This is a genomic window from Pseudomonas sp. NY15374 (genome assembly GCF_048068255.1).
In the GTDB taxonomy this organism is placed as follows: domain Bacteria; phylum Pseudomonadota; class Gammaproteobacteria; order Pseudomonadales; family Pseudomonadaceae; genus Aquipseudomonas; species Aquipseudomonas machongensis.
The window spans coordinates 651,183-670,910 of sequence record NZ_JBLUPZ010000002.1 but is presented as its reverse complement, the minus strand read 5'-3'; the positions used below and the strand labels follow the sequence as shown (position 1 = coordinate 670,910).

The following is a 19,728-nucleotide window of genomic DNA, read 5'->3' as shown; positions in this document are numbered from 1 at the left end:
CAATCCCGCCCTTGTCGTTCAGCATTGCCACAGGATCTTCAATGTCGGTCTCCTTCGTTCACCTTCGCGTGCACTCCGAGTTCTCCCTGGTCGACGGCCTGGTGCGGATCAAGCCGCTGGCCAAGGCCCTGGCTGGAATGAACATGCCGGCGGTGGCGATCACCGACCAGAGCAACATGTGCTCGCTGGTGAAGTTCTACAAGACCGCCATGGGCGCAGGGATCAAACCGATCTGCGGCGCCGACCTGTGGCTGGCCGGTGCCGATCCGGAGGCACCGCTGTCGCGTATCTGCTTCCTGGCGATGAATCCCCAAGGCTATCGCAACCTGACCGAGCTGATCTCCAAGGGCTGGACCGACGGCCAGCGCAACGGCCTGGTGATCATCCAGCGCGAATGGATCGCGCCCGCCAGCGAGGGCTTGATCGGCCTGTCCGCCGCGCGTGAGGGCGATATCGGCATGGCACTGCTCTCCGGTCGTACCGACGAGGCCGAGGCCCTGTTGCGCGACTGGATGCAGATGCTGCCGGAGCGCTTCTATGTGGAAGTGCAGCGCACCAACCGGGCGGGCGACGAAGAATACCTGCATGCTGCCGTTGCGCTCGCCGACAAGGTCGGCGCGCCGTTGGTGGCGACCAACGATGTGCGCTTCATCAAACAGTCCGACTTCGATGCCCACGAGACCCGCGTCTGCATCGGCGAGGGCTGGACCCTGGACGACCCGCGGCGCCCACGCGCCTACAGCGACCAGCAATACCTCAAGTCGGCCGAGGAGATGGCCGAGCTGTTCAGCGACCTGCCGGACGCCATCGCCAACACCGTCGAGATCGCCAAGCGCTGCAACATCACGGTGCAGTTGGGCAAGTACTTCCTTCCCGACTTCCCGACGCCCAACGGCATGGGCATCGACGACTACCTGCGCCACGTCTCCTACGAGGGCCTGGAAGAGCGTCTGGCCGTGCTCTGGCCGAAAGAGACCACCCCCAATTACGAAGAGAAGCGCCAGGTCTACCTGGACCGCCTGAAGTTCGAGCTGGATATCATCATCCAGATGGGCTTCCCCGGTTACTTCCTGATCGTTATGGACTTCATCAAGTGGGCCAAGAACAACGACGTGCCGGTGGGCCCGGGGCGGGGTTCGGGTGCTGGCTCGCTGGTGGCTTACGTACTGAAGATCACCGACCTCGACCCGCTGGCCTACGACCTGCTGTTCGAGCGCTTCCTCAACCCTGAACGTATTTCCATGCCCGACTTCGACGTCGACTTCTGCATGGATGGTCGCGACCGGGTGATCGACTACGTGGCCGAGGCCTACGGGCGCAATGCGGTGAGCCAGATCATCACCTTCGGCACCATGGCCGCGAAGGCCGTGGTGCGTGACGTGGCGCGTGTGCAGGGCAAGTCCTACGGCCTGGCCGATCGCCTGTCGAAGATGATCCCGTTCGAAGTGGGCATGACCCTGGAGAAGGCCTACGAGCAGGAAGAGATCCTGCGCGACTTCCTCAAGGGCGACGAAGACGCTCGCGAGATCTGGGACATGGCCCTCAAGCTCGAGGGGGTCACTCGCGGTACCGGCAAGCACGCCGGTGGCGTGGTGATCGCGCCGACCAAACTCACCGATTTCTCGCCGATCGCCTGTGACGAAGAGGGCGGCGGCCTGGTGACCCAGTTCGACAAGGACGACGTCGAGGCTGCGGGCCTGGTGAAGTTCGACTTCCTCGGCCTGCGGACACTCACGATCATCAAGTGGGCGATGGAGATCATCAACCGCGAGCAGAAAAAGAAAAACCTGCCCGACGTCAACATCGACTTCATCCCGCTGGACGACCGCAAGACCTACGAGCTGTTGCAGAAGGCCGAGACCACGGCGGTGTTCCAGCTTGAATCGCGCGGCATGAAAGAGCTGATCAAGAAGCTCAAGCCTGACTGCCTGGAAGACCTCATCGCACTGGTGGCCTTGTTCCGTCCCGGCCCGCTGCAGTCGGGCATGGTGGATGACTTCATCAATCGCAAGCACGGCCGCGCTGAGCTGGCCTACCCGCACTCCGATTACCAGTACGAAGGCCTCAAGCCGGTACTGGCCCCCACCTACGGCATCATCCTGTACCAGGAACAGGTGATGCAGATCGCCCAGGTGATGGCCGGCTACACCCTGGGTGGCGCCGACATGCTGCGCCGGGCGATGGGCAAGAAGAAGCCCGAGGAAATGGCCAAGCAACGCGGCGGTTTCATCGAAGGCTGCGTGGCCAACAACATCGACGCGGACCTGGCCGGTAACATCTTTGATCTGGTAGAGAAATTCGCAGGTTACGGCTTCAACAAGTCTCACTCCGCGGCCTATGGCCTGGTCTCGTACCAGACCGCCTGGCTCAAGACCCACTACCCGGCGCCGTTCATGGCTGCGGTGTTGTCGGCGGATATGCACAACACCGACAAGGTGGTGGTGCTGGTCGAGGAAGTGCGCAGCATGAAGTTGCGCCTCGACGCGCCGGACGTGAACTTCTCCGACTTCAAGTTCACCGTCAACAACGACGGTCGTATCGTCTACGGCCTGGGTGCGATCAAGGGGGTGGGTGAAGGCCCGGTGGAGGCGATCGTCGAGGCACGCGCCGAAGGTGGACCGTTCAAGGACCTGTTCGACTTCTGCGAGCGCGTCGACCTCAAGCGCATCAACAAGCGTACCCTCGATGCGCTGATCCGCAGCGGTGCGCTCGATCGCCTGGGCCCGCACTTCCATGACGAGATCAAGGCCTATCAGGCCAACATCGACCGCAACCGCGCGGTGCTGCTGTCGGCGCTCGAGGAGGCGATCAAGTCGGCCGAGCAGACCGCCCGCACCGCTGACAGCGGGCATATCGACCTGTTCGGTGGGCTGTTCGTCGAGGAAGACTCCGATGTCTATGCCAACCACCGAAAGGTCCGCGAGCTCACGCTCAAGGAGCGGCTGAAAGGCGAAAAGGACACCCTCGGGTTGTATCTCACCGGTCATCCGATCGATGAGTACGAAACCGAGATCCGCCGTTTCGCTCGCCAGCGCATCGTCGACCTCAAGCCTTCGCGCGAGACCCAGACCATCGCGGGGATGATCATTGCCCTGCGGGTGATGAAGAACAAGAAGGGTGACAAGATGGGCTTCGTCACCCTCGACGACCGCTCCGGTCGCATCGAGGCTTCGTTGTTCGCCGATGCCTTCATGGCGGCCCAGGCGCTGCTGCAGACCGACGCCATGGTGGTGGTCGAAGGCGAGGTCAGCAACGACGACTTCTCCGGCGGCCTGCGCCTGCGCGTCAAGCAGGTGATGACCATGGAGGATGCCCGCACCAAACTGGCCGAAAGCCTGCGCCTGAAGATCGCCCACGAAGCGCTCAAGGGCGATCGCCTGGCCTGGCTGGGCGAGCTGATCACCCGTCATCGCGGCGGTTGCCCGATCACGCTCGAGTACACCGGCAGCGATGCCAAGGCCATGCTGCAGTTCGGCGACGAGTGGTCGATCGACCCCGCCGATGGCCTGATTCAGGCGCTGCGTGACCAGTTCGGACGTGAGAACGTCTTCCTGCAATACCGTTGAAACGACGAATTTTAATCTCGACCTGAATGCGCCAGATCCCGTAAGGTATGGCGCCAAACGGATCAACCGGCCGGCCGCCTGGCCGTAGACCCAAGACGGATGCCTATGAACCCGAATTTTCTCGATTTCGAACAGCCGATTGCCGACCTGCAAGCCAAGATCGAAGAGCTGCGCCTGGTCGGTAACGACAACTCGCTGAACATCAGCGATGAAATTGCCCGTCTGCAAGACAAGAGCAGCACCCTGACCGAAAGCATCTTCGGCAACCTGACCAGCTGGCAGATTGCCCGCCTGGCACGCCACCCGCGTCGTCCGTACACCCTGGACTACATCGACCACATCTTCACCGAGTTCGAAGAGCTGCACGGCGACCGTCACTTCTCCGACGACGCCGCGATCGTTGGCGGTACCGCGCGCCTGGACGGCAAGCCGGTGATGGTCATCGGTCACCAGAAGGGCCGCGAAGTGCGTGAGAAGGTCCGCCGTAACTTCGGCATGCCGCGTCCTGAAGGCTACCGCAAGGCCTGCCGCCTGATGGAGATGGCCGAGCGCTTCAAGATGCCGATCCTGACCTTCATCGACACCCCAGGTGCCTATCCGGGTATCGACGCCGAAGAGCGTAACCAGAGCGAGGCCATCGCCTGGAACCTGCGCGTCATGGCGCGCCTGAAAACCCCGATCATCGCCACCGTGATCGGTGAAGGTGGTTCGGGCGGCGCACTGGCTATCGGCGTGTGCGACCAACTGAACATGCTGCAATACTCCACCTACTCGGTGATTTCGCCGGAAGGTTGCGCCTCGATCCTGTGGAAGACCTCCGACAAGGCGCCGGACGCTGCCGAAGCAATGGGCATCACCGCTGAGCGCTTGAAGAGCCTGAACATCGTCGACAAGGTGATCGGCGAGCCACTGGGCGGCGCTCACCGCGATCCGGCCAAGATGTCCGCCAGCATCCGTGCCGACCTGCTCGAGCAGCTCGACATGCTGGGCAAGCTCGACAACGATACCCTGCTCAAGCGTCGCTACGATCGCCTGATGAGCTACGGTCTCTGATTGGCAGGGGCGCCTGGCGCCCCATTCGCAGGCAAGCCGTCTCCCACTCGTGCGTTTTCTGTGGGAGCGGGCTTGCCCCGCGATGCGGTCCTCAGTGAGGCAACCATGCACGACCTCACCCAATCCCTCTCTCCCTGGCTCAACGCCCCCGCCTGGCACGTCGCCTTCTCCGGCGGCCTCGACTCCACCGTCCTTCTAAACCTGCTCGTCGACTACGCTCGCGATCATGAAGCACCGCCATTGCGTGCCGTACATATTCATCACGGTCTGCAAGCGGCTGCTGACGCTTGGCCTGCACATTGTCAGCAGGTCTGTGATGCGCTGGGTGTCGAACTGCGCGTGATCCATGTCCAGGTCGAGCCTGTCGCCAGTCTCGAGCAAGCCGCCCGCACCGCGCGATACGACGCGTTCACAGCGCTTCTGGGGCCTGGCGAGGTACTGTTCACCGGCCAGCACCGCGAAGACCAGGCAGAGACGCTGCTGTTTCGCCTGTTGCGTGGTGCCGGTCTGCGCGGCCTGGCGGCGATGCCTGCTTCCCGTCCGCTGGGGCAGGGGCAGTTGGTCAGGCCGTTGCTTGATCTGGCGCGGGATCAGTTGCAGCGATATGCCCAGGCATCGGGGCTGAGATGGATCGAAGACCCGTCCAACACCGATAGCCGCTTCGCCCGCAATTTCCTGCGCGCCGAAGTGTTCCCGCTGCTACGCCAGCGCTGGCCGCAAGCGAGCCAGAGCCTGGCACGCAGTTCCGCGCACCTGGGCGAGGCCCTGGCGCTGCTGGACGAACTCGCCGCCTCCGACATCGATGCCGCAAGTGCCGGAGCAGTGGCGCCTTGGCAATGCCTGGACTCGCTGGACATGGCAGTGCTGGCGGCGCTCTCGCCAGCGCGCCAGCGTAACGCCTTGCAGTACTGGCTGAGCAGTCGTACACGTCTGCCCGATAGCCGCCATTGGGCCGGCTGGGACAACCTGCGTGATGCGGCAGCCGATGCCCAGCCGCTCTGGCGCCTGACCGATGGCGAGCTGCAGCGCAGCCATGGACGGCTGTGGTGGTTGAGCGGCGATTGGCTGCAAGCGCCGCAGGGCGGGGTGGCTTGGCCGGATCCGAGCCAGCCGCTCTCGTTACCCGGCAATGGCAGCTTGCAGCTGGTGGGTGCCATTCCTGGGTCTGGCCTGCATGTCACCTATCGCCAGGGCGGCGAGGTCCTCGATATTCCAGGGCGCGGTCACCGCGACCTGAAGCGCCTGCTCAACGAGCACCGCGTGCCGCACTTCGTGCGTCATCGCCTGCCACTGCTTTGGCAGGGCGAGCGCCTGCTGGCGGTGGCCAACCTGCCGGAGCAGGGGCAGACCGACTGGCAACTGCAGTGGCAGCCGCCGACGAACGTGCAAGGTTTGAGCTGAAGGGTACATTCCGGTAGACTACCCTCCCTTCTTGATACAGCTTCTGTGGGTTCCGCGAAAACACAGGAGTTGCCGATTACCAAGCAGTTTTTTGCTGGGCTGATTCTTAAAATGACGAGCGAGCTCCACACTGGGGATACCCCCGGTCTGTACAGACGCGGCAGTTGTTCGAGATGCACTGTGATTGACGCAGGTGATCGGGGGCTTCGGCCTTCCTTCGCTTTCTCCGGCGGCGCTGGCCGCCTTAACGCAGACTTCTAGGGTTTTTCATGACGCGCTACATATTCGTCACGGGCGGTGTTGTTTCTTCATTGGGGAAAGGCATTGCCTCGGCTTCCCTGGCGGCCATCCTGGAAGCGCGGGGGCTCAAGGTCACCATGCTCAAGCTGGACCCGTACATCAACGTCGATCCGGGTACCATGAGCCCGTTCCAGCACGGTGAAGTGTTCGTCACCCACGACGGTGCCGAGACCGACCTCGACCTGGGCCACTACGAGCGGTTCATCCGCACCACGATGACCCAGAACAACAACTTCACCACCGGCCGTATCTACGAGCACGTGCTGCGCAAGGAACGCCGTGGTGACTACCTGGGTGCGACCATCCAGGTCATCCCGCACATCACCGACGAAATCAAGCGTCGCATCATCAAGGGCGCCGGCGATGCCGACGTGGCCCTGGTCGAGATCGGCGGCACCGTGGGCGACATCGAGTCGCAGCCATTCCTCGAAGCCATCCGTCAGTTGCGTGTCGAAGTGGGCTCCAAGCGCGCCATGCTGATGCACCTGACGCTGGTGCCGTACATCGCCACCGCCGGCGAAACCAAGACCAAGCCTACTCAGCACTCGGTCAAGGAGCTGCGCTCCATCGGCCTGCAGCCTGACGTGCTGATCTGCCGCTCCGACCACCCGGTCGATGCCTCTTCGCGCCGCAAGATCGCCCTGTTCACCAACGTCGAAGAGCGTGCGGTGATTTCGCTGGAAGACGTCGACACCATCTACAAGATTCCGGGCGTGCTGCACGCACAGGGCCTGGACGACTTCGTCGTCGAGCGTTTCGGCCTGCAGTGCAATGGCGCCGACCTGTCCGAGTGGGACAAGGTCGTCGACGCCAAGCTCAATCCCGAGCATGAAGTCACCATCGCCATGGTCGGCAAGTACATGGAGCTGCTGGATGCGTACAAGTCGCTGATCGAAGCGATGAGCCACGCCGGCATCACCAACCGCACCAAGGTCAACCTGCGCTACATCGATTCCGAAGACATCGAGAACCAGGGCACCGGCCTGCTCGAAGGCGCCGACGCCATCCTGGTGCCGGGCGGCTTCGGTCTGCGTGGCGTGGAAGGCAAGATCAAGGCCGTGCAGTTCGCCCGTGAGAACAAGGTTCCGTACCTGGGCATCTGCCTGGGCATGCAGGTCGCGGTCATCGAGTTCGCCCGTAACGTGGTGGGCTGGAAAGACGCCAACTCCACCGAGTTCGATCGCAACGGCGCGCACCCGGTCGTCGGCCTGATCACCGAGTGGGCCGATGCCACCGGCGCCGTCGAAACCCGTACCGAAGCCTCCGACCTGGGTGGCACCATGCGCCTGGGCGCGCAGGATTGCCAGCTGATCGCCGGTTCCAAGGTCCACGACTGCTATGGCAGCGACGTGATCACCGAGCGTCACCGTCACCGCTACGAAGTGAACAACAACCTGCTGCCTCAACTTATCGACGCCGGCCTGGTGGTTTCCGGTCGTTCCGAAGATGGCGCGCTGGTCGAAGTGGTCGAGTCGAAGGATCACCCATGGTTCGTCGCCTGCCAGTTCCACCCGGAGTTCACCTCCACGCCTCGTGACGGTCACCCGCTGTTCAGCGGCTTCGTCAAGGCAGCCCTGGCACAGAAGAACAAGGCCTGATCCATGACCCAGAAGATCATTCGCGTCGGTAACATCGAGATCGCCAACGACAAGCCGTTCGTCCTGTTCGGCGGCATGAACGTCCTGGAGTCCCGTGATCTGGCCCTGAAGGTCTGCGAAGAGTACGTGCGGGTGACCGAAAAGCTCGGCATCCCGTACGTGTTCAAGGCCAGCTTCGACAAGGCCAACCGTTCGTCGGTGGCCTCGTACCGTGGTCCGGGCATGGAAGAGGGGCTGAAGATCTTCGAGGAGATCAAGCGCACCTTCAACGTGCCGGTGATCACCGATGTGCACGAACCCTACCAGTGCGAACCGGTGGCCAAGGTCTGCGACATCATCCAGCTGCCGGCGTTTCTCTCGCGCCAGACCGACCTGGTAGTGGCCATGGCCAAGACCGGCGCGGTGATCAACATCAAGAAGGCCCAGTTCCTCGCCCCGCACGAGATGAAGCACATCCTCGCCAAGTGCGTCGAGGCCGGTAACGACCAGCTCATCCTCTGCGAGCGCGGTTCGAGCTTCGGCTACAACAACCTGGTGGTCGACATGCTCGGCTTCGGCATCATGAAGCAGTTCGAGTACCCGGTGTTCTTCGATGTCACCCACTCGCTGCAGACGCCGGGTGGTCGTGCCGACTCCGCCGGCGGTCGCCGTGCCCAGGTCACCGACCTGGCCAAGGCGGGCATGAGCCAGGGCCTGGCCGGCCTGTTCCTCGAAGCTCACCCGGATCCGGACAACGCCAAGTGCGATGGCCCATGCGCCCTGCGCCTGGACAAGCTGGAGCCATTCCTGGCGCAGCTCAAGCAACTGGACGACCTGGTGAAAAGTTTTCCGACGGTAGAGACCGCGTAAAGCTCGTTTCTCGGGTAAAGTACCGCCCGTTCCACCCCCTGGCCTGCCGGTCAGGGGCTCCCTTCGCCAGGCCTGCCCGTGCCATGTCGCCTGGTGAACGGCAAGAATTCCCAAAGCTGCGTTGTTTTCGTCAATTCTGGAGTGCTTACAACAATGGCAAAGATCGTCGACATCAAAGGTCGTGAAGTTCTCGATTCGCGTGGCAACCCCACCGTGGAAGCCGATGTGCTGCTCGACAACGGCATCATCGGCAGCGCTTGCGCGCCGTCTGGTGCTTCCACTGGCTCGCGCGAAGCGCTGGAGCTGCGTGATGGCGACAAGAGCCGTTACCTGGGCAAGGGCGTGCTGAAGGCTGTCGGCAACATCAACGGTCCGATCCGTGACCTGCTGCTGGGCAAGGATCCTTCCGACCAGAAAGCACTCGACCGCGCCATGATCGAACTGGACGGTACCGAGAACAAGGCCAAGCTGGGCGCCAACGCCATCCTCGCCGTGTCCCTGGCCGCTGCCAAGGCTGCTGCACAGGACCAGGACCTGCCGCTGTACGCACACATCGCCAACCTCAACGGCACCCCTGGCCAGTACTCGATGCCGGTGCCGATGATGAACATCATCAACGGCGGCGAGCACGCCGACAACAACGTCGACATCCAGGAGTTCATGGTTCAGCCGGTCGGCGCCAAGACCTTCTCCGACGGCCTGCGCATGGGCACCGAAATCTTCCACCACCTCAAGGCTGTCCTCAAGGCCCGTGGCCTGAACACTGCCGTGGGTGACGAAGGTGGCTTTGCCCCGAACCTGGCCTCCAACGAAGACGCCCTGGCGGCCATCGCCGAAGCAGTCGAGAAGGCCGGCTACAAGCTGGGCACCGACGTCACCCTGGCCCTGGACTGCGCCGCTTCCGAGTTCTACGAAGACGGCAAGTACAACCTGTCTGGTGAAGGCAAGTCGTTCGACGCCGAAGGTTTCGCCGACTACCTGAAAGGCCTGACCGAGCGCTTCCCGATCATCTCGATCGAAGACGGCCTGGACGAGTCCGACTGGGCTGGCTGGAAGATCCTGACCGACAAGATCGGTGCCAAGGTGCAATTGGTCGGCGACGACCTGTTCGTGACCAACACCAAGATCCTGAAAGAAGGCATCGAGAAGGGCATCGGTAACTCGATCCTGATCAAGTTCAACCAGATCGGCTCGCTGACCGAAACCCTGGAAGCCATCCAGATGGCCAAGGCCGCTGGCTACACCGCGGTGATCTCGCACCGTTCCGGTGAAACCGAAGACTCGACCATCGCCGACCTGGCTGTCGGTACTGCTGCAGGCCAGATCAAGACCGGTTCGCTGTGCCGCTCCGACCGCGTCTCGAAGTACAACCAATTGCTGCGTATCGAAGAGCAACTGGGCGCCAAGGCCGTCTACCGTGGCCGTGCCGAGTTTCGCGGCTGAGCAAGAGATGGTAAAAAGGCAGCAGCCGGGGCTGTCTGAGCGTTTTCACTGAGCGTTCAGTGCCTTCAAACGGGTTTCTGTCGACGAAGCCTGGCCTCGGCCAGGCTTCGTGCTATCGGAAGCTCGCTGCGGCGGCCTTTTACCCTGGATATCTTCATGCGCAGTCCCTATTGGTTGTTCCTCGTCCTGCTGTTGTTGCTCGGAGGCCTGCAATACCGCCTCTGGGTCGGTAATGGCAGCCTGGCGCAAGTGGCCGAGCTGCAACAGCAGATCGCTGACCAGCATGCCGAAAACGAACGGCTGCTGGAACGCAATCGCGTGCTCGACGCTGAAGTGCTGGAGTTGAAGAAAGGTATGGAGACCGTGGAAGAACGGGCTCGTCATGAACTGGGGATGGTCAAGGAGGGCGAAACCCTCTACCAGTTGCCACAGAAATGATCCATGAACTGCCGGCCTTCTGGGCCGTGATTCCTGCCGCGGGCATTGGTGCCCGCATGGCTGCCGACCGCCCCAAGCAGTATCTGCAACTGGGCCGGCAGACCATCCTCGAGCATAGCCTCGACTGTTTTCTCGACCATCCCACGCTCAAGGGGGTGGTGGTCAGCGTTGCCGAAGAAGATCCTTACTGGCCTGGTTTGCGCTGTGCGAATGATCCTCGCATCCAGTGTGCAGCGGGTGGGCGTGAGCGTGCCGATTCGGTATTGAACGCCCTGTTGCTGCTGCACGCCCAAGGGGCGGCCGACGATGACTGGGTGCTGGTGCACGATGCTGCGCGGCCGAACCTGGCGCGCAGTGACCTGGACAAGCTGCTGTCGGAGCTGGCCGATGATCCGGTGGGCGGGCTGCTGGCGGTGCCTGCGCGCGACACCCTCAAGCGTGCCGACGCGACTGGCCGGGTCAGCGCCACGGTGGACCGCACCACCGTATGGCAGGCCTACACGCCGCAGATGTTCCGGCTTGGCATGCTGCACCGTGCACTGGCCGAGTGCCTGGTGGCGGATGTGGCGGTGACCGATGAATCCTCCGCCATCGAATGGGCCGGGCATGCGCCGCGGCTGATCGAAGGGCGTAGTGACAACATCAAGGTGACCCGGCCGGAAGACTTGGAGTGGTTGCGTCAGCGCTGGGCTGGGCGGCGCTGAGACCGTCAGAAGAGATGCAACGCTTCAGCCTGGCTGATACTCCGGCAATCCTGCCAACCCGTCCTTCAGATAGTCGACCAACCGCCGTACCTTGGGTGACAGGTGCCGCTGTTGCGGATACAGCGCCCACACCGCGGTGTTCGGTGGCTGGTGCGCCTCCAGCAGTGACACCAGTGCCCCGGCATGCAGATGCTCGAGCACGTAGTAATCCGGTAACTGACACAACCCCATTCCTTGCAGCGCCGCGTCGAGTACTGCCTGGCCGCTGTTGCAGCGCCAGTTGCCTTGGACCCGTTGGCTGATTTCACGGCCATCCTGCTGCAGCACCCACAGATCCGAACTGCCCACCAGGCAATTGTGCCGCGCCAGTTCCGACAGGCTGTGCGGTCGGCCGTAACGCTCCAGATACGCTGGCGATGCACACAGGTACATGCGCCGCGGTGCGAGGCGCGTGGCCACCAGGCGTGAATCCTGTAGGCGTCCCAGGCGAATAGCCAGGTCCATGCCCTCGTGCAGCAGGTCCAGGGTGCGGTTGCTCAGCTCCACCTCGACGCGCAACTGGGGATACAGCGCCATGAAACGAGTCACCAGTGGCACGATGAAACGCTCGCCGTAGGCCACCGCGCAGGTCATGCGCAGCAGACCTTTGGGTTCGCTGGCCAGGTCCCCCATCGCGCGCAGCGCTTCTTCGCGGCCATCCTGCAAACGCTGGCAGTGTTGCAGAAAGGTCTGCCCGGCCTCACTCAGGGTCACGCGCCGGGTGCTGCGGTACAGCAGGCGGGTTTGCAGGCGTTCTTCCAGGCGAGCGATCTGTCGGCTGATATGCGATGAAGAAACCCCCAGTCGTTCGGCGGCCGCGGTGAACTGGCCCGACTCGGCGACCGCGACGAACTCGTCGATTCCTTCCCAGCGACTGCTCATTGATTATCCCTGCGTGGCAATAATGTTTTGCATTTGCTCGGATTATTCATCAAAAGAGCATGAATTACACTGATGACCTGAACCGATACCTAGCTTGGAGCCCTTCATGATCAAGTCCCGCGCCGCTGTTGCCTTCGAGGCCAAGAAACCCCTGGAAATCGTCGAAGTGGACGTGGCCATGCCCAAGGCGGGCGAGGTACTGCTGCGCGTGGTCGCCAGCGGTGTCTGCCATACCGATGCCTACACACTCTCCGGCGCGGATCCGGAAGGTATCTTCCCGTCGATCCTCGGCCACGAGGGCGGGGCAATCGTCGAAGCGGTGGGTGAGGGTGTCACGTCGCTGGCCGTTGGTGACCACGTGATCCCGCTGTACACCCCGGAATGTGGCAAATGCAAATTCTGCCTGTCGGGCAAGACCAACCTGTGCCAGGCCATCCGCGCCACCCAGGGCAAGGGCCTGATGCCTGATGGCACCACCCGCTTCAGCTACAAAGGGCAGCAGCTGTTCCACTACATGGGCACCTCGACCTTCTCCGAGTACACCGTTCTGCCGGAGATCTCCGTGGCCAAGATCCAGAAGGAAGCGCCGCTGGAGAAGGTCTGCCTGCTCGGTTGCGGCGTGACCACCGGTATCGGTGCGGTACTCAACACCGCCAAGGTCAAGCCGGGTGACACCGTGGCCATTTTCGGCCTGGGCGGCATTGGTCTGTCGGCGGTGATCGGTGCGGTGAAGGCCAAGGCCTCGCGCATCATCGCCATCGACATCAACCCGGCCAAGTTCGAGATCGCCCGCCAGCTGGGTGCCACCGACTGCATCAATCCGAAGGACTACGATCGTCCGATCCAGGAAGTGATCGTCGACCTCACCGACGGCGGCGTGGACTTCTCCTTCGAATGCATCGGCAATGTCCAACTGATGCGTGCGGCGCTCGAGTGCTGCCACAAGGGCTGGGGCGAGTCGGTTATCATCGGTGTGGCCGGCGCGGGCCAGGAAATCGCCACCCGTCCATTCCAGTTGGTTACCGGCCGGGTATGGCGTGGTTCGGCATTCGGCGGCGTGCGTGGCCGCAGCGAGTTGCCAAGTTACGTGGAAATGTCCGAGAAGGGCGAGATTCCGCTGGACACCTTCATCACCCACACCATGGGTCTGGAGGACATCAACAAGGCCTTCGACCTGATGCATGAAGGCAAAAGCATCCGCAGCGTGATCCACTTCTGAGGTCAGCCATGAGCCTGGACAACATCTCCTGCCAGAAGAGCTTCGGCGGCTGGCACAAGCGCTACAAGCATCACTCCAAGGTGCTGGGCTGCGACATGGTGTTCGCCGTCTACCTGCCACCGCAGGCCGAGCAGGGCGAGAAACTGCCGGTGCTGTACTGGCTCAGTGGCCTTACCTGCACCGACGAAAATTTCATGCAGAAGGCCGGCGCCCAGCGCCTGGCCGCCGAGCTAGGCCTGATAATCGTTGCGCCCGACACCAGCCCGCGTGGCGAGCAGGTGCCCGGCGATCCGGAGGGGGCCTGGGATTTCGGGCTCGGCGCCGGCTTCTACCTCAATGCCACCCAGCAGCCCTGGGCCCAGCATTACCGCATGCATGATTACGTGGTCCAGGAGCTGCCGGCGTTGATCGAGGCGCATTTCCCTGCGTCCGATCAGCGCAGTATCAGTGGTCATTCGATGGGCGGGCATGGGGCGCTGGTCTGCGCCCTGCGCAACCCGGGGCGCTACCGATCAGTGTCGGCGTTCTCGCCGATCAGCAACCCGATGGATTGCCCGTGGGGCGAAAAAGCCTTCTCGCGCTACCTGGGTGAAGACCGCGCGCGCTGGCGTGAATGGGATGCCAGCGTGCTGCTGGCCGAAACCCCGGCTGGCCAGTGTCCGCCGTTGCTGGTCGACCAGGGCGATCGCGATGACTTCCTCGACAACCAGCTCAAGCCAGCAGCGTTGGAGCAGGCGGCGCGTAAAGTGGGGCATGAACTGACCCTGAGGCTGCAGCCGGGGTATGACCATAGCTACTACTTCATCGCCAGCTTCATCGATGAGCACCTGCGTCATCACGCCGTCGCACTGGGGCGGGTGTAGTGATGCAGCAGCGGCCCCAATAGCGGCCAAAGCAGGTAGAATCACGCCCTGACTCAATCAGGGCGTTTTTCTATGCGTATTGGCCACGGCTACGATGTGCACCGTTTTGCTGACGGTGATTTCATTACCTTGGGCGGGGTGCGTATTCCCCACAAATACGGCCTGCTGGCCCATTCCGATGGTGATGTGCTGCTGCACGCCCTGAGCGATGCCTTGCTTGGCGCTGCAGCGCTGGGTGACATCGGCAAGCATTTTCCTGACACCGACCCACAGTTCAAGGGTGCTGACAGCCGCGTGCTGCTGCGTCATGTGGTGGCCGTCGTGCAGGCCAAGGGCTGGAAGGTGGGCAACGTCGACGCCACCATCGTCGCCCAGGCGCCGAAGATGGCGCCGCACATCGACACCATGCGCCGCTTCATCGCCGAGGACCTGCAGGTCGAGCTCGACCAGGTCAACGTCAAGGCGACCACCGAGGAAAAGCTCGGCTTCACTGGCCGTGAGGAGGGCATCGCCGTGCATGCGGTCGCCCTGTTGCTGCCAGCATGACCGAACTGGAACTGCTGGGCCCGCGCGCCAGCGGCGAGGCCCTTGGCCGCGCCGTGCTCAAGGCGGTCGCCGATGATTTTCAGGTCGATGAAGTGCTCGACATCCCACTGTCCGGTCAAGGCGAGCACCTGTGGCTGTGGGTCGAGAAGCGCGACCTGAACACCGAGGAAGCGGCCCGACGCCTGGCGCGCGCGGCCGGTGTGCCGGTTCGTGCCATCAGTTATGCCGGCCTGAAGGACCGTCAGGCGTTGACCCGGCAGTGGTTCAGTCTGCATCTGCCGGGCAAGGCCGATCCTGACCTGTCCCGTGCCGAAGACGACAGCCTGCGCGTGCTCAAACAGGTGCGTCACCAGCGCAAACTCCAGCGCGGCGCGCACTCGGCCAATGGTTTCACCCTGCGACTGACGGCACTGAGCGCCGATCACCAGGCGCTGGATGCACGTCTGGAACAGCTCAAGGTGCAAGGCGTACCGAACTATTTCGGTACCCAGCGCTTCGGTCATGCCGGCGGAAATGTCCACGATGCACTCGACTGGGCGTCTCGAGAGGCGCTGCCGGAGCAGCGCAATGTGCGTTCGCGGCTGCTGTCTGCGGGACGCAGCTACCTGTTCAATCAGGTTCTGGCGGCGCGAGTGGAGGACGGAAGCTGGAACCAGGCGCAGGTTGGCGATCTTCTGGCCTTCACGGATAGCCGTAGCTTTTTTCCGGCTGGCGAGCAGGAATGCTCCGATCCTCGGCTGGCAATTCTCGACCTTCATCCCACCGGACCCCTGTGGGGCGCGGGTCTTCCGTCAAGCGCGGGCGGGACCGCGGCGCTGGAAACGGCAGTCGGTGAGCGCCATCCGGCACTCTGCAAATGGCTGGGCAGGGCAGGACTGGATCACGAACGGCGCATCCTGCGGCTCCCTATTGGGCGGCTGACGTGGCATTATCCCGAGCCTGATATCCTGCAACTGGAATTCGTCCTTCCGGCCGGATGCTTCGCCACCGTGGTGGTGCGCGAACTTGTGGATCTGGTGCCGGCAGGGCAGACGGAAAGCCCATGCGTATTCTGATTTCCAACGACGACGGTGTTACCGCCCCCGGCCTCGCTGCGCTTCACGGTGCGCTGCAGGACTACGCCGAGTGCGTGGTGATCGCCCCGGATCAAGACAAAAGCGGCGCCAGCAGTTCGCTGACGCTCGACCGGCCACTGCACCCACAGGTGTTGGCCAACGGTTTCATCAGCCTCAACGGCACGCCTACAGATTGCGTGCACCTGGGGCTCAATGGCCTGTTGCCGGAAACGCCAGACATGGTCGTCTCCGGTATCAACCTGGGCGCCAACTTGGGCGACGACGTGCTGTACTCCGGCACGGTCGCCGCTGCATTGGAGGGCCGCTTTCTCGGCGGCACTTCGCTGGCGTTCTCGTTGCTGTCGCGCCTGCCGGACAACCTGCCCACCGCCGCCCATATCGCCCGGCGCCTGGTCGAGGCGCAGTCGCGTCTGGAGCTGCCGGCGCGCACCGTGCTCAACGTCAACATCCCCAACCTGCCGCTGGAGCATATCCGCGGTATACGCCTCACCCGTCTGGGGCATCGGGCACGTGCGGCCGCACCGACCAAGGTCGTCAATCCGCGTGGCAAGGAAGGGTACTGGATCGCCGTGGCCGGTGATGCCGAGGACGGCGGCCCGGGCACTGACTTCCATGCAGTGATGCAAGGCTATGTATCGATCACGCCGCTGCAACTGGATCGCACCTTCAACGATGCCTTCGAGCGCCTCGATGGCTGGCTGGAGGGGCTGCTTTGATGCGCGAACAGGATGATCTGCAGCGCCGTGGCGGCATTGGCATGACCTCCCAGCGTACCCGGGAGCGCCTGATCCAACGCTTGTATGAAGAGGGCGTGTCGAACACCAAGGTGCTCGAGACCATTCGCCGCACCCCTCGCCACCTGTTCGTCGATGAAGCCTTGGCGCATCGGGCGTATGAAGATACTGCGCTGCCGATCGGCCATAACCAGACGATTTCCCAGCCATTCATGGTTGCGCACATGAGCGAACTGCTGCTGGAGGCCGGCCCGCTGGACAAGGTGCTGGAGATCGGCACCGGTTCTGGTTACCAGACGGCCATCCTGGCGCAGCTGGTCGAGCGTGTGTTTTCGGTCGAGCGGATCAAGGTGCTGCAGGATCGTGCCAAGGAGCGTCTGGTCGAGCTCAACCTGCGTAACGTGGTGTTTCGTTGGGGCGACGGTTGCGAAGGCTGGCCGGCGCTGGCGCCTTACAACGCCATCATCGTCACCGCGGTGGCGCCGGAAGTCCCCCAGGCCTTGCTCGATCAGTTGGCACCCGGCGGACGCATGGTGATTCCGGTAGGGGCGGCGGGCGAAGCACAGCAACTGTTGCTGATCGTTCGTGAGGAGCAGGGCTTCTCGCGCCGGGTGCTGGGCGCCGTACGCTTCGTGCCGCTGCTTAACGGGCCACTGGCCTGACGGCCGACGGAATATCTGCGGTTGTAACGAATCCTTGCGCCGCGGGCTTGTCTATCTGGCGGGGTGAGGCAAACCCCGCCAGAATGACAGCGCCCGTACGGGCCACCCAAGCGGGTCGGGCTCGGTTATAATTGAAACAATATTGCATATCGTCATATCCAGATTTCGGCACCATGAGGGGAGCGCGGGTGGGTCACACAATCATTCGGCAGCGCAAGGATCGGTCGGGTTTCAAGCTTCTGGTGATTGCGCTGGCCATGGGAACCTTGCTGGCGGGATGCTCCAGCACCGGCTCCAGTGGCGCTCGGGTGGTCGATCGCAACAACGCGGCACCCAAGCGTCCGACCGTGACCTCGGGGCAGTATGTGGTCAAACCCGGCGATACCCTGTTCTCTATCGCCTTCCGCTACGGCTGGGACTACAAGGAGCTGGCCGCGCGCAATGGCATCTCGGCGCCCTACACCATCCGTCCTGGCCAGCCGATTCGTTTCAGCAGCGGCGCTGGAGGCTCCACCACCGTCGTATCGTCCGGTCCCTCGTCGTCGAGCAGGACCACGGTCATTCGCCGTCCGGTTGGTACTCAGACCCCGCCAGTAACAAATAGCGACAAGCCGGCAACAGCTTCCCCTGCCACAGCCGCTCCGACCGTCACCCAGGTGCCGGCCGCAGAGCGTGCGGTGGGGGGCTGGACTTGGCCGGCGAACGGCGTGCTGATTGGAAAATTCGCTTCAAACGGTAGTTTGAATAAAGGCATTGATATCGCCGGAGATTTGGGACAGCCTGTTTTTGCTGCATCTGATGGTGCGGTGGTTTACGCCGGGAGTGGCTTGCGGGGCTACGGCGAACTCATCATCATCAAGCACAATGATACCTACGTCAGTGCCTACGGCCACAACCGCAGGCTCATGGTTCGGGAGGGGCAGCAGGTCAAGGCAGGGCAGACGATCGCAGAAATGGGGTCTACGGGCACTGATCGGGTGAAGCTGCATTTCGAGATTCGCCGCCAGGGCAAACCCGTCGACCCACTCCAGTTCCTGCCACGCCGTTGATTGTTGCACCAGCCTGTTCCTGAAGACGTAAAGGGGACAGGCTTTAGCGCTGCCAGGGAATCAGGCGCCGCTAGAGTCTGAGGTTCGAACTCAGCAAAGGACTATAACAATGGCTCTCAGCAAAGAAGTGCCGGAGTTTGACATCGACGATGACCTCCTCCTGATGGAGACAGGTATCGTTTTGGAAACGGATGTGGTGTCAGACGAACCTGCTGTACCTTCGGTTCGGACCAGGGCCAAAACGGGCTCATCGCTCAAGCAGCACAAGTACATCGATTACAGCCGTGCGCTCGACGCCACGCAGCTGTACCTCAACGAAATCGGTTTCTCGCCATTGCTCTCCCCGGAAGAGGAAGTGCACTTCGCGCGCCTGTCGCAGAAGGGCGACCCGGCCGGCCGCAAACGCATGATCGAAAGCAACCTGCGTTTGGTCGTTAAGATTGCCCGCCGCTACGTCAATCGTGGCCTGTCGCTGCTCGACTTGATCGAGGAGGGCAACCTGGGGTTGATCCGCGCCGTGGAGAAGTTCGATCCGGAGCGCGGCTTCCGTTTCTCGACCTACGCGACCTGGTGGATCCGCCAGACCATCGAACGGGCGATCATGAACCAGACCCGCACCATTCGCCTGCCGATACACGTGGTCAAGGAGCTCAACGTCTACCTGCGCGCTGCGCGCGAGCTCACCCAGAAGCTCGACCATGAGCCGTCCCCTGAAGAAATTGCCGGGCTGCTGGAGAAACCAGTGGCTGAGGTCAAGCGCATGCTTGGGCTCAACGAGCGTGTCTCCTCGGTCGACGTGTCCTTGGGCCCGGATTCGGACAAGACGCTGCTCGACACCCTTACTGATGACCGCCCCACCGATCCGTGTGAATTGCTGCAGGATGACGACCTGTCGCAGAGCATCGACCAATGGTTGGGCGAGCTGACCGACAAGCAGCGGGAGGTGGTGATTCGCCGCTTCGGCCTGCGTGGACATGAGAGCAGTACGCTCGAGGATGTTGGCCTGGAGATTGGCCTCACCCGTGAGCGTGTACGGCAGATCCAGGTGGAGGGGCTCAAGCGTCTGCGTGAGATCCTGGAAAAGAACGGCCTGTCCAGCGAGTCGCTGTTCCAATAAGCTGCTGCGCGCAAACAGAATGCCCCGATGACCTCGGGGCATTTTTTTGCCTGGGAAATTGTTCAACCTGCTAGCGCTGTTGCTTGGCGTGTAAGAGATCGCTTACTCGTGGTGTAAGCCTTCGCTACCACCAAGAGTAAACAATTGCCTTTTTCAGCAACGATATTTTCTTAACTCTCTGAAAATCAT

Annotated in this window: 17 protein-coding genes; 16 read left to right on the top strand and 1 reads right to left on the bottom strand. The window is 62.6% G+C overall.

Going from position 1 to position 19,728, the window contains the following annotated elements:
- Positions 1-41 precede the first annotated feature (41 nt).
- From dnaE to ispD, 8 genes are all read left to right on the top strand, one after another.
- Positions 42-3,566: a DNA polymerase III subunit alpha gene (gene dnaE, locus ACNFHO_RS07465; protein ID WP_065862280.1), complete on the top strand. Its 3,525-nt coding sequence runs from the start codon at positions 42-44 to the stop codon at positions 3,564-3,566.
- A 105-nt stretch (positions 3,567-3,671) separates the two neighbouring features.
- Positions 3,672-4,619, top strand: a complete 948-nt coding sequence (gene accA / locus ACNFHO_RS07460) for an acetyl-CoA carboxylase carboxyl transferase subunit alpha (protein WP_054891066.1) — start codon at positions 3,672-3,674, stop codon at positions 4,617-4,619.
- Between the two features lie 105 nt (positions 4,620-4,724).
- Complete coding sequence (tilS, locus tag ACNFHO_RS07455) at positions 4,725-6,020, top strand: tRNA lysidine(34) synthetase TilS (RefSeq protein ID WP_416765806.1); 1,296 nt, start codon at positions 4,725-4,727, stop codon at positions 6,018-6,020.
- A 269-nt stretch (positions 6,021-6,289) separates the two neighbouring features.
- Positions 6,290-7,918 carry a CTP synthase gene (locus tag ACNFHO_RS07450; RefSeq protein WP_054891064.1) on the top strand — a complete coding sequence of 543 codons (1,629 nt, stop codon included), beginning with the start codon at positions 6,290-6,292 and terminating at the stop codon, positions 7,916-7,918.
- Between the two features lie 3 nt (positions 7,919-7,921).
- Positions 7,922-8,767, top strand: a complete 846-nt coding sequence (gene kdsA, locus ACNFHO_RS07445) for a 3-deoxy-8-phosphooctulonate synthase (protein ID WP_054891063.1) — start codon at positions 7,922-7,924, stop codon at positions 8,765-8,767.
- Between the two features lie 153 nt (positions 8,768-8,920).
- Positions 8,921-10,210, top strand: a complete 1,290-nt coding sequence (gene eno, locus ACNFHO_RS07440) for a phosphopyruvate hydratase (RefSeq protein WP_054891062.1) — start codon at positions 8,921-8,923, stop codon at positions 10,208-10,210.
- A 156-nt stretch (positions 10,211-10,366) separates the two neighbouring features.
- On the top strand, positions 10,367-10,648 hold the full coding sequence (gene ftsB / locus ACNFHO_RS07435; protein WP_054891061.1) for a cell division protein FtsB: 282 nt from the start codon (positions 10,367-10,369) through the stop codon (positions 10,646-10,648).
- Entirely contained in the window at positions 10,645-11,352 is a 708-nt protein-coding gene (ispD, locus tag ACNFHO_RS07430) for a 2-C-methyl-D-erythritol 4-phosphate cytidylyltransferase (RefSeq protein WP_054891060.1), read from the top strand. The genes ftsB and ispD overlap by 4 nt, the downstream gene beginning before the upstream one ends.
- 24 nt (positions 11,353-11,376) lie before the next feature.
- Here ispD and ACNFHO_RS07425 read toward each other — a convergent pair whose 3' ends face one another.
- A complete protein-coding gene (locus tag ACNFHO_RS07425; RefSeq protein WP_054891059.1) occupies positions 11,377-12,273 on the bottom strand; it encodes a LysR substrate-binding domain-containing protein in 897 nt (298 codons plus the stop codon).
- A gap of 106 nt (positions 12,274-12,379) precedes the next feature.
- On the opposite strand from ACNFHO_RS07425, the gene ACNFHO_RS07420 reads away from it, so the two are divergent.
- The 8 genes from ACNFHO_RS07420 to rpoS all read left to right on the top strand — a co-directional run bounded on the left by ACNFHO_RS07420 (position 12,380) and on the right by rpoS (position 19,539).
- A complete protein-coding gene (locus ACNFHO_RS07420) occupies positions 12,380-13,492 on the top strand; it encodes an S-(hydroxymethyl)glutathione dehydrogenase/class III alcohol dehydrogenase (protein WP_009686067.1) in 1,113 nt (370 codons plus the stop codon).
- A gap of 8 nt (positions 13,493-13,500) precedes the next feature.
- Positions 13,501-14,355: an S-formylglutathione hydrolase gene (gene fghA / locus ACNFHO_RS07415; protein ID WP_416765801.1), complete on the top strand. Its 855-nt coding sequence runs from the start codon at positions 13,501-13,503 to the stop codon at positions 14,353-14,355.
- A gap of 72 nt (positions 14,356-14,427) precedes the next feature.
- On the top strand, positions 14,428-14,901 hold the full coding sequence (ispF, locus tag ACNFHO_RS07410; protein WP_054891057.1) for a 2-C-methyl-D-erythritol 2,4-cyclodiphosphate synthase: 474 nt from the start codon (positions 14,428-14,430) through the stop codon (positions 14,899-14,901).
- Positions 14,898-15,956 (top strand): tRNA pseudouridine(13) synthase TruD, encoded by a 1,059-nt coding sequence (gene truD / locus ACNFHO_RS07405; RefSeq protein ID WP_416765799.1) that lies wholly within the window; start codon positions 14,898-14,900, stop codon positions 15,954-15,956. Before ispF ends, truD begins: the two co-directional genes overlap by 4 nt.
- Entirely contained in the window at positions 15,944-16,693 is a 750-nt protein-coding gene (gene surE / locus ACNFHO_RS07400) for a 5'/3'-nucleotidase SurE (RefSeq protein WP_054891055.1), read from the top strand. The genes truD and surE overlap by 13 nt, the downstream gene beginning before the upstream one ends.
- A gap of 41 nt (positions 16,694-16,734) precedes the next feature.
- On the top strand, positions 16,735-17,373 hold the full coding sequence (locus ACNFHO_RS07395) for a protein-L-isoaspartate(D-aspartate) O-methyltransferase (RefSeq protein ID WP_162714454.1): 639 nt from the start codon (positions 16,735-16,737) through the stop codon (positions 17,371-17,373).
- 188 nt (positions 17,374-17,561) lie between these two features.
- Entirely contained in the window at positions 17,562-18,422 is an 861-nt protein-coding gene (locus ACNFHO_RS07390) for a peptidoglycan DD-metalloendopeptidase family protein (RefSeq protein WP_414154159.1), read from the top strand.
- 109 nt (positions 18,423-18,531) lie between these two features.
- A complete protein-coding gene (rpoS, locus tag ACNFHO_RS07385; RefSeq protein WP_054891052.1) occupies positions 18,532-19,539 on the top strand; it encodes an RNA polymerase sigma factor RpoS in 1,008 nt (335 codons plus the stop codon).
- Positions 19,540-19,728 lie beyond the last annotated feature (189 nt).